At 69.6% G+C, this 14,400-nt stretch carries 13 protein-coding genes and 2 pseudogenes; 11 read left to right on the top strand and 4 right to left on the bottom strand.

What is annotated here, in order from left to right:
• The 9 genes and pseudogenes from murD (at position 1) to ACZYY4_RS05190 (ending at position 10,116) form a co-directional block, all read left to right on the top strand.
• A complete protein-coding gene (gene murD / locus ACZYY4_RS05150; protein WP_463808454.1) occupies positions 1-1,512 on the top strand; it encodes a UDP-N-acetylmuramoyl-L-alanine--D-glutamate ligase in 1,512 nt (503 codons plus the stop codon).
• Positions 1,513-1,574: 62 nt separating this feature from the next.
• A pseudogene (gene ftsW, locus ACZYY4_RS05155) lies at positions 1,575-3,070 on the top strand (putative lipid II flippase FtsW); the annotation flags it as partial.
• 3 nt (positions 3,071-3,073) lie between these two features.
• Entirely contained in the window at positions 3,074-4,219 is a 1,146-nt protein-coding gene (murG, locus tag ACZYY4_RS05160; RefSeq protein WP_463808373.1) for an undecaprenyldiphospho-muramoylpentapeptide beta-N-acetylglucosaminyltransferase, read from the top strand.
• A 120-nt stretch (positions 4,220-4,339) separates the two neighbouring features.
• Positions 4,340-5,824, top strand: a complete 1,485-nt coding sequence (murC, locus tag ACZYY4_RS05165) for a UDP-N-acetylmuramate--L-alanine ligase (RefSeq protein WP_463808374.1) — start codon at positions 4,340-4,342, stop codon at positions 5,822-5,824.
• A gap of 2 nt (positions 5,825-5,826) precedes the next feature.
• The gene (locus ACZYY4_RS05170; RefSeq protein WP_463808376.1) at positions 5,827-6,831 is read left to right on the top strand and encodes a cell division protein FtsQ/DivIB; all 1,005 of its coding nucleotides are present in this window, start codon (positions 5,827-5,829) and stop codon (positions 6,829-6,831) included.
• 220 nt (positions 6,832-7,051) lie between these two features.
• Positions 7,052-8,218, top strand: a complete 1,167-nt coding sequence (ftsZ, locus tag ACZYY4_RS05175) for a cell division protein FtsZ (protein ID WP_463808379.1) — start codon at positions 7,052-7,054, stop codon at positions 8,216-8,218.
• Between the two features lie 10 nt (positions 8,219-8,228).
• Entirely contained in the window at positions 8,229-8,936 is a 708-nt protein-coding gene (pgeF, locus tag ACZYY4_RS05180) for a peptidoglycan editing factor PgeF (protein ID WP_463808381.1), read from the top strand.
• A 154-nt stretch (positions 8,937-9,090) separates the two neighbouring features.
• A complete protein-coding gene (locus ACZYY4_RS05185) occupies positions 9,091-9,753 on the top strand; it encodes a cell division protein SepF (protein WP_463808384.1) in 663 nt (220 codons plus the stop codon).
• A gap of 72 nt (positions 9,754-9,825) precedes the next feature.
• The gene (locus tag ACZYY4_RS05190; RefSeq protein ID WP_463808385.1) at positions 9,826-10,116 is read left to right on the top strand and encodes a YggT family protein; all 291 of its coding nucleotides are present in this window, start codon (positions 9,826-9,828) and stop codon (positions 10,114-10,116) included.
• A gap of 74 nt (positions 10,117-10,190) precedes the next feature.
• Here the strand turns inward: ACZYY4_RS05190 and ACZYY4_RS05195 are convergent, their stop codons facing one another.
• Positions 10,191-10,979 (bottom strand): DUF2249 domain-containing protein, encoded by a 789-nt coding sequence (locus ACZYY4_RS05195; RefSeq protein ID WP_463808387.1) that lies wholly within the window; start codon positions 10,977-10,979, stop codon positions 10,191-10,193.
• Between the two features lie 538 nt (positions 10,980-11,517).
• Here ACZYY4_RS05195 and wag31 point away from each other — a divergent pair.
• Together wag31 and ACZYY4_RS05205 are read left to right on the top strand one after the other, a co-directional pair.
• The gene (gene wag31 / locus ACZYY4_RS05200) at positions 11,518-12,327 is read left to right on the top strand and encodes a DivIVA-like cell division protein Wag31 (protein ID WP_463808389.1); all 810 of its coding nucleotides are present in this window, start codon (positions 11,518-11,520) and stop codon (positions 12,325-12,327) included.
• A gap of 70 nt (positions 12,328-12,397) precedes the next feature.
• On the top strand, positions 12,398-12,730 hold the full coding sequence (locus tag ACZYY4_RS05205; RefSeq protein ID WP_463808391.1) for a hypothetical protein: 333 nt from the start codon (positions 12,398-12,400) through the stop codon (positions 12,728-12,730).
• Here ACZYY4_RS05205 and ACZYY4_RS05210 read toward each other — a convergent pair.
• From ACZYY4_RS05210 to ACZYY4_RS05220, 3 genes and pseudogenes are all read right to left on the bottom strand, one after another.
• Entirely contained in the window at positions 12,727-13,422 is a 696-nt protein-coding gene (locus tag ACZYY4_RS05210) for a phosphoribosyltransferase (RefSeq protein ID WP_463808393.1), read from the bottom strand. The two genes, ACZYY4_RS05205 and ACZYY4_RS05210, sit on opposite strands and share 4 nt — an antisense overlap.
• Positions 13,423-13,443: 21 nt before the next feature.
• On the bottom strand, positions 13,444-13,878 hold the full coding sequence (locus tag ACZYY4_RS05215) for a type II toxin-antitoxin system VapC family toxin (RefSeq protein WP_463808395.1): 435 nt from the start codon (positions 13,876-13,878) through the stop codon (positions 13,444-13,446).
• Positions 13,879-13,881: 3 nt separating this feature from the next.
• Positions 13,882-14,154 (bottom strand): annotated as a pseudogene (locus ACZYY4_RS05220) (type II toxin-antitoxin system Phd/YefM family antitoxin); the annotation flags it as partial.
• Between the last annotated feature and the right edge of the window lie 246 nt (positions 14,155-14,400).

Here is a 14,400-nt window from a genome sequence, read left to right on the forward strand (position 1 = left end):
GTGCTGAGCGCGCTGTCCGCCGGCGCTCGGGTGCTCGTCGCCGGTGCCGGGGTGACCGGCCGGGCGGTGCTGAGCGCGTTGGCGCCGCTGGGGCTGGATCTGGCGCTCTGCGACGACGACCCGGCCGCGTTGCGCCCGCACGCCGACGTCACGACGCTGACCCCTGCTGCGGCCGCGGCGCGGATCACCGACTACACCCTGGTGGTCACCAGCCCAGGATTTCCGCCGAGCACGCCGGTGCTGGCCGCGGCTGCCGCGGCCGGGGTGCCGGTCTGGGGCGACGTCGAACTGGCGTGGCGGCTGGACGCGGCCGGCCACTACGGACCGCCGCGGCGCTGGCTGGTGGTGACCGGCACCAACGGCAAGACGACGACGACGTCGATGCTGCACGCCATGCTGTGCGCCGACGGCCGCCGCGCCCAGTTGTGCGGCAACATCGGCAGTCCCGTGCTGGATGTGTTGGGCGAGCCGGCCGGCGGTTCAGCGAGGCTCGACGGAGGAGAGCGGAAGCTGGGACCGCCGCATGAATCCGAACTGCTGGCCGTCGAGCTGTCCAGTTTCCAACTGCACTGGGCTCCTTCGCTGCGACCGGAGGCCGGCGCGGTGCTCAATATCGCCGAAGACCACCTGGACTGGCACGGTGACATGGCCGCCTACACCGCCGACAAGGCGCGCGCACTGGGCGGCCGGGTGGCGGTGGTCGGCATGGACGATGCCCGCGCGGCCGCACTGTTGGGTTCGGCGCCCGCCGCGGTCAAGGCGGGCTTTCGGCTCGGGGAGCCGACGGCAGGCGAGCTCGGGGTGGTCGACGGCATGCTGGTCGACCGCGCGTTCGCCGACGGCCTGGCGCTGGCGCCGGTGTCGTCGATATCGGTTCCCGGCCCGGTCGGGAGGCTCGACGCGCTGGCCGCAGCCGCACTGGCCCGCAGCGTGGACGTGCCGCCCGCGGCGATCGCGGACGCGCTGGCGTCGTTCCAGGTCGGCCGGCACCGCGCCGAACTGGTCATCGTCGCCGGCGGCGTCAGCTACGTCGACGATTCCAAGGCCACCAACCCGCACGCGGCCGAGGCCTCGGTGCTGGCCTACCCGCGGGTGGTCTGGGTGGCCGGTGGGCTGCTCAAGGGCGCCTCGGTCGACGCGACCGTCGCCAGGATCGCCGGCCACCTGGCCGGGGCGGTGCTGATCGGCCGCGACCGCGCCGCGGTTGCCAAGGCGTTATCACGACACGCACCGGATGTCCCCGTCGTGCACGTTGTGACAGGCGAGGATATCGGTATGGGTGATACTGCCGTGTCTCCAGTTACTCGTGTGACACAAGTAGCTGATGGGTCCGATGAGCTGCTGGGCTCCCGCGTGATGACAGCGGTGGTGGCCGCCGCCCGCAGTCTGGCCCAGCCCGGCGACACCGTGCTGCTGGCCCCGGCGGGGGCATCGTTCGACCAGTTCTCCGGGTATGCCGCCCGGGGCGACGCGTTCGCGGCCGCCGCGCGCTACGCGGCAGGGTCGGTGTGATCGGCGTGCTCGGCGTGCTGGCCCGGCTGCGGCTGCGGCTCGCTGCAGGCGCCGCCTCCGCCGACGAACCGGAGAAACCCGCCAATACCGAGCCGCGCACCCGGTTCGGCGCGTGGCTGGGCCGGCCCATGACGTCGTTTCACCTCATCGTCGCCATCGCCGCCCTGCTGACCACGCTCGGCCTGATCATGGTGCTGTCGGCATCGGGGGTGGAGTCCTACGGTGTCGACGGCTCGGCATGGCGGATTTTCGGCAAGCAGGTGCTCTGGACCTTGATCGGGCTCTTCGCCTGCTACGTGGCACTGCGGATGCCGGTGCGGTTCATGCGCCGCATCGCTTTTCCCGGCTTCGCCTTCACCATCGTCCTGCTGGTGCTGGTGCTCATCCCCGGTATCGGCACCCTGTCCAACGGTTCTCGAGGCTGGTTCGTCATCGCCGGCTTCTCCATGCAGCCCTCCGAGCTGGCCAAGATCGCGTTCGCCATCTGGGGCGCGCACTTGTTGGCGGCCCGGCGTTTGGAGCGCGCGACGCTGCGCGAGATGCTGATCCCGCTGGTGCCGGCCGCGGTGGTCGCGCTGACGCTGATCGTCGCCCAACCCGACCTGGGGCAGACGGTGTCGTTGGGCATCATCCTGCTGGCGCTGCTGTGGTACGCCGGCCTGCCGTTGCGGGTGTTCACCAGCTCGCTGGCGCTGGTCGTCGCGGCCGCGGCAGTGCTCGCCATCTCGGAGGGCTACCGTTCCGACCGGGTGCGGTCCTGGCTCGATCCCGACGCGGACCCGCAGAACGCCGGCTACCAGGCACGGCAAGCGAAGTTCGCGCTGGCCAACGGCGGAATCTTCGGCGACGGCCTGGGCCAGGGCACCGCCAAATGGAACTACCTGCCCAACGCGCACAACGACTTCATCTTCGCCATCATCGGCGAGGAACTCGGGTTCATCGGCGGGTTCGGGTTGCTGGCACTGTTCGGGTTGTTCGCCTACACCGGCATGCGCATCGCGAAGCGCTCCGCCGACCCGTTCCTGCGGCTGCTGACCGCCACCACCACGATGTGGGTGATCGGGCAGTCGTTCATCAACGTCGGCTACGTGATCGGGCTGCTGCCGGTCACCGGGATCCAGCTCCCGCTCATATCAGCGGGTGGGACCTCTACGGCGACAACGCTGTTCATGATCGGCATCATGGCCAACGCGGCCCGGCACGAGCCGGAGGCGGTGGCCGCGCTGCGCGCCGGTCGAGAGGACCGGATGAACCGGATCCTGCGGCTGCCGCTGCCGGAGCCGTACGCACCGACCCGGATCGAGGCGCTGCGCGACCGGCTGCGGTCCCGGCCGCAACCGGCCGGACAGCAGCGCGGCAAGGGGCGCGCGCCGGCCCGGTCGGCCGGCGGCGGTGCGGCGCGCAGCCAGGCGGCGAGTCGGGGTGCGGGCCGGGCAGGGCAAAATGGAGGCGGCCGAGGCCGCACGGGCGGCGTCCGACGAGCGGCGTCCGACGAGCGGCGTCCGGCCAGCGGCGTCCGACAGGCGGGCGCGCACGAGCATCGGAAGGTCAGCGTTAGGCGGTGAACGATTCGGTCATCAAGCCGGACCGCGCTGCGCCGATATCGGTGGTCCTGGCCGGCGGCGGTACCGCAGGCCACGTCGAGCCCGCGATGGCCGTCGCCGACGCGCTGAGCGCACTGGAACCGGGCGTGCGGATCACCGCCCTGGGCACCGCGCGCGGCCTGGAGACCACGCTGGTGCCGGCCCGCGGTTACGACCTGCAACTGATCACCCCGGTGCCGCTGCCCCGCAAGATCAACGCCGATTTGGCCCGGCTGCCGCTGCGGGTGCTACGGGCCATCCGGGAGACCCGGGCGGTGCTGCGCGCCGTGCAGGCCGACGTGGTGATCGGGTTCGGCGGCTACGTGGCGCTGCCGGCGTACCTGGCCGCACGCGGCATCGGTGCGCGGCGGGTCCCGGTGGTGATCCACGAGGCCAATGCGCGCGCCGGGCTGGCCAACCGGGTCGGCGCCCGCGGTGCACGGCGGGTGCTCTCGGCTGTCGACGACTGCGGGCTGGCGCATCCGGAGGTGGTCGGGGTGCCGGTCCGGGCGGCGATCACCACACTGGACCGGGCGGCGCTGCGGGCGCAGGCCCGCGCTCACTTCGGCTTCGCCGACGACGCCCGGGTGCTGTTGGTATTCGGTGGCTCGCAAGGTGCCCGGTCGATCAACCAGGCCGTCGCCGGGGCGGCCAAATATCTTGCTGCAGCAGGGGTTTCGGTGTTGCACGCGCACGGGCCGAAGAACACCCTGGATCTGCCGCAGCCCGCCGAGGACGATCCGCCGTATGTCACGGTGCCCTATCTGGAGCGGATGGACCTGGCATATGCGGCCGCCGATCTGGCGATCTGCCGGTCCGGAGCGATGACCGTCGCCGAGGTGTCGGCGGTCGGGTTGCCTGCGATATATGTGCCATTGCCGATCGGCAACGGTGAGCAGCGACTCAACGCGCTGCCGGTGGTCAACGCCGGCGGCGGGGTGCTGGTCGACGACGCTGCGCTGACTCCGGATTTCGTGGCCGGCACGGTCACCGCACTACTCACCGACGAGGCGCGACTGGCGGCGATGACCAACGCCGCCGTCCTGGCCGGGCACCCCGGGGCGGCGCGACGGGTGGCTTCCGTCGCGCTGGAAGTCGCGAGCGCAGCGAGGGACGGCCAGTGAGCGGCATGAGCAGGGTGGCCCTCGACGTCGCAGTGGCTGCTCGGCGGCCGGGGCGTGGCGCATGAGCCCGCCGGCGACGATGCAGAGCGGAGCTTGCGGAGCGATGCTGAGGAGCGGCGCATGAGCGCCGAGCAACTGCCGCCGGAGCTGAGCCGGGTGCACATGGTCGGCATCGGGGGAGCGGGCATGTCCGGGATCGCCCGCATCCTGCTGGACCGCGGCGGCCTGGTGTCGGGATCGGATGCCAAGGAGTCACGCGGGACGCACGCGCTGCGGGCCCGCGGCGCGCAGGTCCGGATCGGCCACGACGCCTCGGCCCTGGATCTGTTGCCGGGCGGTGTGACCACGGTGGTGACCACCCATGCTGCGATCCCCAAGACCAACCCCGAACTGGTCGAGGCCCGCCGCCGCGGCATCCCGGTGGTATTGCGGCCGGCGGTGCTGGCCAAGCTGATGGCCGGACGCACCACCTTGATGGTCACCGGCACCCATGGAAAGACGACCACCACGTCGATGCTGGTGGTTGCGCTGCAGCACTGCGGACTGGATCCGTCTTTCGCGGTCGGCGGTGAGTTGGGTTCTGCCGGTGCCGAAGCCGGCACCAACGCCCATCACGGCAGTGGACCGTTCTTCGTCGCCGAGGCCGACGAGAGCGACGGCTCGCTGTTGGAGTACACCCCGAACGTCGCGGTGGTGACCAACGTCGAAGCCGATCACCTCGACTTCTTCGGCAGCGCCGAGGCCTACACCCAGGTGTTCGACTCATTCATGGAGCGCATCGCGCCGGGCGGGGCGGCGGTGGTGTGTGTCGACGACCCGGGCGCCGCGGAGTTGGCCGACCGTACTGCGGCACAAGGCATCCGGGTGCTGCGCTATGGCTCCGAGGTCCCCGGACGGCAAGCGCTGGCCGGGTCACTGTTGAGCTGGGAGCAGCAGGGCACCGGCGCCGTGGCGGAGATCACGCTGGCCGGATCGACTCACCGCGAGGCGATGCGCCTGGCGGTGCCGGGCCGGCACATGGCGCTCAACGCGTTGGGTGCGCTGCTGGCGGCCGTCGAGGTCGGTGCGCCGTTGGATGCGGTCCTCGACGGCCTGGCCGGGTTCGACGGCGTACGTCGCAGGTTCGAGTTGGTGGGATCGGCGGGTACGGCCGGCTCGGTTCGGGTGTTCGACGACTACGCGCACCATCCCACCGAGATCGCCGCGACGCTGACCGCGGTCCGCGGCTTGCTCGCCGAACGCGGGACCGGTCGTAGCCTGGTGGTGTTCCAGCCACATTTGTACTCGCGGACAAAGGCTTTCGCTACCGAGTTCGGTCGCGCGCTGGACGGCGCCGATGAGGTCTTCGTCCTCGACGTCTACGGCGCGCGTGAGCAACCGTTGCCCGGCGTGAGCGGGGCGAGCGTCGCCGAGCATGTCAGCGTTCCGGTGCATTACCTGCCGGACTTCGCGGTGGTGCCCGAAGCGGTGGCGGCGGCAGCCGGTGCCGGTGACGTGATCGTCACCATGGGCGCCGGTGACGTGACCGTGCTGGGCCCGGAGATCGTGACCGCGCTGCGGGTGCGAGCCGACCGGACCCTTCCCGGCCGCCCGGGCGTGCTGTGAGCATGCCGCCCGAAACCCCGGACGTACCACCGGATGAGCCGGTGGGCGGCGGCGAGACCGAAGCTCTCGAGGGCATCGAGGTAGCTGAAGACCCCGAAGCCGCTGACGACGTTGAGGACGCTGAGGACGCCGGGGACATCGAGGACGCCGGGGGCGCCGAAGCCGGCAGTGACGACGAGGAACCGGCGGAAGCCGAGGGCCCGCGGCGGCGGGCGCGGCGGGAGCGGGCCGAGCGCCGTGCGGCACAGGCGCGCGCCGAGGCGATCGAACAGGCCCGGCGGGAGGCCAAGCGGCGGCTCCGGGCCGGCTCTGCCGAGCCCGCGAAACGCGTTCCGCGGGGCGCCATCCGGGGTCTGAAGATGGCGCTGGCCACATTTCTCGCGGTGGTGCTCGTCGTCGGGCTCGGGCTCATCCTGTATTTCACCCCGGTGATGTCGGTGCGCGACATAGAGGTCACCGGGATCGCGGCGATCACCCGCGAAGAAGTGCTCGATGCTGCAAAGGTGCAGCTCGGAACGCCGCTGCTGCAGGTTGACACCGCCGGTGTCGCCGAGCGTGTCGCGGCGATCAGGCGGGTGGCCACCACCCGGGTGCAGCGCCAGTATCCGTCGGCGTTGGGGATCGCAGTGGTCGAGCGGGTTGCCGTGGTGTTCAAGGACTTTCCCGACGGCCCCCACCTTTTCGACCGGGACGGCGTCGACTTCGCGACGGCGCCGCCGCCGGCGATGCTGCCGGTCTTCGATGTCGACAACCCCGGGCCGACGGATCCGGCGAGCCGGGCCGCCCTGCAGGTGATGACCGCGCTGGCCCCCGACGTCGCCGGCCAGATCGGTCGGGTGGCCGCCCCATCGGTCGCCTCGATCACTCTGACCTTGGCCGATGGCCGGGTGGTGATCTGGGGTAACACGGATCGGACCGCGGAGAAGGCCCAGAAGCTGGCGGCGTTGCTCACCCAGCCCGGCCACACCTACGACGTTTCGAGTCCGGATCTGCCGACCGTCCGCTAGTGGGATCACCGCGTCGGCCAATAAAATTCGCCCGGCGTGTCTCGGCGCGTCGGCGCCGATGACAGGCGGCACGGCCCTACTGTGGCGGTTGCGTGGAACAACTTGACATAACTCTAAGCCTTTGGTTGAGGTTGAGAGTTTGCCGGAAGGCAGCTCGGGAAGTTCTGCGGCAAGCCAGGCCCCAAGAGGAATCCAATCCCACCAGGGAGGAAGACGAACGATGACCCCACCGCACAACTATCTGGCCGTCATCAAAGTCGTGGGTATCGGTGGTGGCGGCGTCAATGCCGTCAACCGGATGATCGAGCAGGGGCTCAAGGGCGTCGAGTTCATCGCGATCAACACCGACGCGCAGGCATTGTTGATGAGTGACGCCGACGTCAAGCTCGACGTCGGCCGCGAGTCCACCCGCGGCCTCGGCGCCGGCGCCGACCCCGAAGTGGGCCGCCGAGCCGCCGAAGACGCCAAGGATGAGATCGAGGAGCTGCTGCGCGGCGCCGATATGGTCTTCGTCACCGCCGGCGAGGGCGGCGGCACCGGCACCGGCGGCGCACCGGTGGTCGCCACCATCGCACGCAAGCTCGGGGCGCTGACCGTCGGCGTGGTCACCCGGCCGTTCTCCTTCGAGGGCAAGCGGCGCGGCAACCAAGCGGAATTGGGCATCTCTTCGCTGCGCGAGAGCTGCGACACGCTGATCGTGATCCCCAACGACCGACTGCTGCAGATGGGCGATGCCCAGGTCTCGCTGATGGACGCGTTCCGCAGCGCCGACGAGGTGCTGCTCAACGGCGTCCAGGGCATCACCGACCTGATCACCACCCCCGGGCTGATCAACGTCGACTTCGCCGACGTCAAGGGCATCATGAGCGGTGCGGGCACCGCCCTGATGGGCATCGGGTCGTCCCGCGGCGACGGGCGGGCGCTCAAGGCCGCCGAGATCGCGATCAACTCGCCGCTGCTGGAAGCCTCGATGGAGGGCGCCCAGGGCGTGCTGATGTCGGTCGCCGGTGGCAGTGACCTGGGGTTGTTCGAGATCAACGAGGCGGCGTCGCTGGTCCAGGAGGCCGCTCACCCCGAGGCGAACATCATCTTCGGCACCGTGATCGACGACTCGCTGGGCGACGAGGTCCGGGTGACGGTGATCGCGGCGGGCTTCGACTCGGTCGGCTCGGGACGCAAGCCGGTCACCGGGGCGTCCGGCCAGGCCCGGCACGCGGTGGCCCCCGGACAGGCCGGCAAGGTCACCTCGTCGCTCTTCGACCCGGTCGACGCGGTCAGCGTGCCCGCCCCCACCAACGGTGCGACGGTCAGCGTCGGTGGCGGCCGGAACGGTGATGACGGCTGTGACGATGACGACGTCGACGTCCCGCCATTCATGCGCCACTGAGCCTGAGCAGGTGAGTTTTCGCGTCCGGCGGGTGACGACCACTCGGGCCGGCGGCGTCTCGGCCGCTCCGTTCGACGGCTTCAACCTCGGTGACCACGTCGGCGACGATCCGGCCGCGGTGGCGGCCAACCGGTCCCGGCTGGCATCGGCCACCGGACTCGGTCCCGACCGCCTGGTGTGGATGAATCAGGTGCACGGCGATCACGTGGTGCTCGTCGACGGGCCGCAGCGGGCAGCCGTCGAGGAGACCGACGCGCTGATCACAGGCGTTCCCCGGCTCGCGATGGTGGTGGTGACCGCTGACTGCGTGCCGGTGCTGATGGCTGATGCGCGCGCGGGGTTGGTCGCCGCCGTTCACGCGGGCCGGGTCGGGGCGCAGCACGGCGTGGTCGTTCGCGCGCTGGAGGGAATGCTCGCGGTGGGCGCGCAGATCGGCGACATCTCGGTGTTGCTGGGCCCAGCGGTCAGCGGGCCGCACTACGAAGTGCCCGCCGCGATGGCCGACGAGGTCGAGGCGGCCCTTCCGGGCAGTCGAACCCGCACCACGGCCGGTACGCCCGGACTGGACCTGCGAGCGGGAATCGCCCGGCAATTAACGGAATTGGGTGTCGAATCGATCGACGTCGACCCGCGCTGCACGGCAGCCGACCCGAAGCTGTTCAGCCACCGGCGCGACGGACGCACCGGCCGGTTCGCCTCGCTGGTGTGGCTGGAATGAGTCCGACGTGGGGTTGCCGGGGGAGCGGGACGAAACCGGTTGCGCCTGCCCGCGTGTCGTTGCCGCGCCAACGCGTACTCGCCCGTTACCGTCACCATTACTAGTCACTTCAGTCACATCTTCATCACAGTCATCAGCCTAGAAGGGTCCAGGGATGAGCACACTCCACAAGGTCAAGGCCTACTTCGGGATGGCTCCTATGGAGGACTACGACGACGACTACTACGACGACGGCGATGACCGCGCCTCGTCGCGCGACTACGCACCCCGGGCGGAGCGGTTCTCCGAGGATGTCTTCGATCGCGTCGCGGGCCGCCCGGATGGCCGCTACGACGAGCGGTTCGAGGACGAGGCGTCGCCCGGTTACCGGGGCGGCTACGACGACGAGGCTCGGGACCCGCGGTACCGGGCCCGCGAATTCGACCGGCCCCGCGAATTCGAGCGTTCGCGTTTCGCCTCGTTGCGCGGCGGTTCGACCCGCGGCGCCCTGGCGATGGACCCGCGCCGGATGGCGATGATGTTCGACGAGAGCAGCCCGCTGTCGAAGATCACCACGTTGCGTCCCAAGGACTATGGCGAGGCGCGCACCATCGGCGAGCGGTTCCGGGATGGCACCCCGGTGATCATGGATCTGGTGTCGATGGACAACGCCGACGCCAAGCGACTGGTCGACTTCGCGGCGGGCCTCGCCTTCGCCCTGCGCGGCTCGTTCGACAAGGTCGCGACCAAGGTGTTCCTGCTTTCGCCGGCCGACGTCGACGTGTCTCCGGAGGAGCGTCGCCGTATCGCCGAGACCGGCTTCTACGCCTATCGGTAGGCTGGGACGACAGTCGAGCCGGTCAGCGCGGTGCTGATGCGGGCCCACCCTCGTCAGTAAGGTCGCATTCCGTTGGCGCTGTTCTTCACGATTCTCGGTATCGCGCTGTTCGTTTTCTGGCTGTTGCTGATCGCTCGGATCGTCATCGAGTTCATCCGCTCATTCAGCCGGGACTGGCACCCTCGCGGTGCCACCGTGGTGATCCTGGAACTGATCATGAGCATCACCGATCCACCGGTGAAGCTGTTACGGCGGCTGATACCGCAGCTGACCATCGGCGCGGTGCGCATCGACCTGTCGATCATGGTGCTGCTGTTGATCGCATTCATCGGAATGGAACTGGCGCTACAGCACGCCGCTTGAAATACGCAGCTTAAAACACCCGGCCTGAGGGCCGGGGTGACCTGACGCCGGGCGCCGGGCCACCCCGAGCGTGCTCAGACCCGGGTCAGGCGCAGCCGCCACGCATCCGGGCCGCGCTCCTCATAACCGACGGCCAGCCGGCCGCCGCTGCGCTCGGCGAGCTGGTGCAGCAGCGGAATCGGGTCGTGCGGGGCCACCAGCAGCATCGACCCGCCCGGCGGAACCGCGTCGAAGGCCCCGAACACCGTCGCGTGCCGGATCGCGTGTGGGATCTCGCGTACGTCGAGCTCGGGCATCTCCTCGTCCTCCTCGCCGCAGTTGCAGCCGGCGTGACCGTGGCCATGCCCTTGGGTGTCCGGCCCGGGCTGCGCCCGCTCGGACGAGACTCCCGGCAGTTGGGTGGCGAGATCGGCCAGCGACACTCCGCTGGCCTCGGCGAGCGCGGGCAGCAGCAGATCGGCGATCTTGCCCAGCAGCGCCTCCAGCAGCACGCGGAGCGCCTCGGTGTGCGCGGCGATCTGCACTCGGTCGGTGTCGCGGGCGATCCGCGCCGCGGCCTGCTCGACCAGCTGGGTCTCGCCCAGCAGGCCCTCGACCAGGAGCCGCGATCGCTCGACGCCGGCCGAAGCCGGATAGATCAGCTCTACCGCGGCCCGCAGTTGCGGGCGCATTCCTTGATCGAGGAAGTCCAGCACCGCGCGGTGGGCGTCATCGAAGACCGGCCCGGCCGTACCGACCGCGGCGAACACCGCCGCCCCCAGCGCGGCCTGGCGGCCGAGCAGTTCGGCGTAGCGGGACCGTACGTCATCGACCGCGGCCGAGTCCGCCGCGCTGGTCGCCATGACCACGTCGTTGGTTGTCATCCTCAAGTGTCCTTCCGATGGGGCGTAATTTTGCTTCGGCCTTGCGGCCACGTGCCGTCAATATTTACGGGTTAGTCTTGTGAATAATACGGCCCGGGCGACCGGCCCGGTACCCCGCGGGGCCGGCGCCACCGCCGCGTCGGCCGGGGGCAACCCCGGGCCGTCGAGCATGAAGGCCCGCGAAATACGGGGCGTTTCACGGCTCGGTTGCCTAACACTTTGCTGCTCGCGGCCGGATGGGCCCAACCGGTTCGGGAAGTCGCCGGGCTCGGGCGCCGTTGTTTCCGGCTGCTCTGATCCGGCCGCGGTTGGATCGGCACCGCTCACCGGCGGGGATCGGTGATCGTCGTCACCAGATGTGTTTGCCAAAGCGTGATTTCTGTGGCAGCAATTTGAAATTCACTCTTAATATCATTCTCATTGCCGAGCACAGCGCCTGATGTGACAGGATGGACGGCAGTTACAACACGGCTAGCGTATTCCCGGTCGACCACACCTGCCCGATCGGTGCTACCTACTTGACTCAAGGGGGCAGACCATGCCACTAACACCGGCAGACGTGCACAATGTCGCGTTCAGCAAACCGCCGATCGGGAAGCGCGGCTACAACGAGGACGAGGTCGACGCCTTTCTCGACCTGGTGGAGACCGAGCTGACGCGGCTCATCGAAGAGAACGCCGACCTGCGCCAGCGGGTCAGCGAGCTCGACCAGGATCTGGCCGCCGCGCGCGCCGGTGGCGGTCAACAGGCCAGTGCCTCGATCCCGGTCTACGAGCCGTCGCCCGAGCCGGTGGCGCCGCCGCAGCCGGTGGTCGCCGCGCCGTCGGCCGCGCCGGAGCCCGTCACCGAGGACCAGCACCTCAAGGCGGCCCGCGTGCTGGGCCTGGCCCAGGAGACCGCCGACCGGCTGACCGGCACCGCCAGGGCCGAGTCCGAGAAGCTGATGGCCGACGCCCGCACCAACGCAGACCAGATCCTCACCGAGGCCCGCCAGACCGCCGAGACGACGGTCACCGAGGCTCGCCAGCGTGCCGACGCCATGTTGACCGACGCTCAGACGCGCTCGGAGACCCAGCTGCGTCAGGCCCAGGAGAAGGCCGACGCGCTCCAGGCCGACGCGGAACGCAAGCATTCGGAGATCATGGGCACGATCAACCAGCAGCGCACCGTGCTGGAAGGTCGCCTCGAGCAGTTGCGCACCTTCGAGCGGGAGTACCGCACCCGGCTCAAGACTTACCTGGAATCCCAGCTCGAGGAGTTGGGTTCCCGAGGCTCGGCGGCACCGGTCGACACCAGCGCTGCCAGCGACGGCGGCGGGTTCAACCATTTCAACCGGGGCACGAACTGACCGTCGGAATCGAACCGTCGCAGGGGTGCATGCAGTCGAGTAGTCTGCTCGTCGGGCGGGAGGTGAATCGATGCTGATCATCGCATTGGTATTGGCGGCAATAGGACTTGCTGCGTTGGTATTCGCCGTGGTCACCAGTAATGCGCTGGTGGCCTGGGTGTGTATCGGCGCGAGCTTGCTGGGCGTGGTGTTGCTGATCATGGACGCGCTGCGGGAACGCCGCGGCAACAGCCCGGCCGCGCCGGAGGCCGTTGCGGATTCCGAAGATTCGGATGCCGTCGCTGACGACGCTGCCGAAGACGTGGCCGAGACTTCCGACGCGGCTGAAACGAGCGGCGAAGAAGCCGTGGCGGACTTCGACGGCGAGTCGGCTGAGGAGCCCGTCGCACACCCTGCGGACTAACACGCAGTGCTGGTCGGCGTGGCCAGTAGGTCGCGGACTTCGTCGTCGGTGATCTGCCGAAAGTCGAGATAGGTCTGTCCCACCGCGTCGAAAGCGGCGGGCATCGTCGCGCACACGACGTCGTCGGCTTCCTGGGCGATCTTGCGGCACGCCGAGTGTGGGCCAACCGGTACCGCGACGACGGTGCTGGCCGGTTCTGCCGACTGCACCGCCCGCACCGCCGCCAGCATGCTCGCGCCGGTGGCGATACCGTCGTCGACGAGGATCACCACCCGGCCGCGCAGGTCGGCGGCCGGCCGATCGCCGCGGTAAGCGCGTTCACGGCGGTGCAATTCGGCCGTTTCGCTTTCGATCACCGACTGCAGCACCTCACTGCTGATGTCGAGGTCGGCGATCACGTGCTCGTTGAGCACCACGTACCCGCCGCTGGCCAGTGCGCCCATCGCCAGTTCGGGCCACCGCGGCACGCCCAGCTTGCGGACCAGGAACACATCCAGCGGCGCGTGCAGCGCGGCGGCGACCTCCCAGGCGACCGGCACCCCGCCGCGGGCCAGACCCAGTACCAACAAATCCTGCGCGGTTTGGAAAGTGGACAGGCAATCGGAGGTGTATCCGGCCAGCACCCGGCCGGCCTCGCGGCGGTCGCGGAATGTGCGCGTCGACGTCTGGTTCGGAGTGCCCGGTCGAGTCATCTCCCCATCGAGCCTACGACGCTAGGGGTCGAGTTGGGCGGGGGCGACGCGGCACCCGGCGCTTTGGGCTCCGGCGTGTAGGTGGCGATCCCAGACGGCGACGATCAGGTCGGGTTCGCCGACAGCCAGCGCACTGGCCAGATGAACTGCGTCGGCTCCGCGCAAGGAATGGGCCCGGGCGAGGTGGCCGGCGTGCTGTTCAACCTTCGCGGTGAGTTCGACGGGACGGGTCGCGGCCCAGAAGGTCTGCCAGTCACGCTCAGCGGCGGTGAGCTCGGTCTCGGTCAGGTCGTGATTCCGGGCCGCTGCAGCAAGTGCGGCGCGGACTTCGGGGTAGGCCAGCCGGCTGGACAATGCGGCGTCGCAGCCGTCCCATAACGCTGTCGCCAACGAGCTTCCTGTCTCGGTGGTGAGCAGTTTGACGAAGGCGCTGGCGTCGAAGTAGACGAGCGGCACCGGTCAGCGCCGCTGGTCGCTGACCCGGTCAGACAGCGGCCGTCGCGGTCGGGGCCTGGTCCGGCCCGCAGCGACAGGCCGCGGCGCGGTGGCCTTGCCAATCACGCCTTCGGCTGTGAGACGTGCCAGGGCGCCTGCGCTGTCCACCGCGGTTAGGCGCGCGACCGGAATGCCACGGTCGGTGATGACGACCTCACCACCGGCCCGAACTCGGTCGAGCCAATCGCTGAGCTGCGCACGCAACTCGGTGACGGATACATCCACACCGCGAACTGTACGCTTGCCGGACCGTAATCTGTACGTTTTTCAGTGTGTCCGAGGGGGTGTGTGAGTTCACGACATAGGTGACAGGTGAGTCGCGTCATGGGTGACACCAGTAGGGATGGTCGATGAGTCGCGTCATGGGTGACAGTCATGGTCCATGTCCAAAGCCCGAGTGGTCGTTCTCGAAGTCCTCAGCGGAGACCTGTCGGTGGCCGCCGCAGCCGACACCTACAAGATCTCCCGCCAACACATCTACCG

The sequence above is a fragment of the Mycobacterium sp. IDUB_21 genome (genome assembly GCF_055419425.1).

Coding starts and splice junctions, on each gene's coding strand:
- ACZYY4_RS05170 (WP_463808376.1), top strand. CDS start 5,827: ATGCCGCCCGAAACCCCGGACGTACCACCGGATGAGCCGGTGGGCGGC.
- wag31 (WP_463808389.1), top strand. CDS start 11,518: ATGCCACTAACACCGGCAGACGTGCACAATGTCGCGTTCAGCAAACCG.
- ftsZ (WP_463808379.1), top strand. CDS start 7,052: ATGACCCCACCGCACAACTATCTGGCCGTCATCAAAGTCGTGGGTATC.
- ACZYY4_RS05195 (WP_463808387.1), bottom strand. CDS start 10,979: ATGACAACCAACGACGTGGTCATGGCGACCAGCGCGGCGGACTCGGCC.
- ACZYY4_RS05205 (WP_463808391.1), top strand. CDS start 12,398: ATGCTGATCATCGCATTGGTATTGGCGGCAATAGGACTTGCTGCGTTG.
- ACZYY4_RS05210 (WP_463808393.1), bottom strand. CDS start 13,422: ATGACTCGACCGGGCACTCCGAACCAGACGTCGACGCGCACATTCCGC.
- murC (WP_463808374.1), top strand. CDS start 4,340: ATGAGCGCCGAGCAACTGCCGCCGGAGCTGAGCCGGGTGCACATGGTC.
- ACZYY4_RS05185 (WP_463808384.1), top strand. CDS start 9,091: ATGAGCACACTCCACAAGGTCAAGGCCTACTTCGGGATGGCTCCTATG.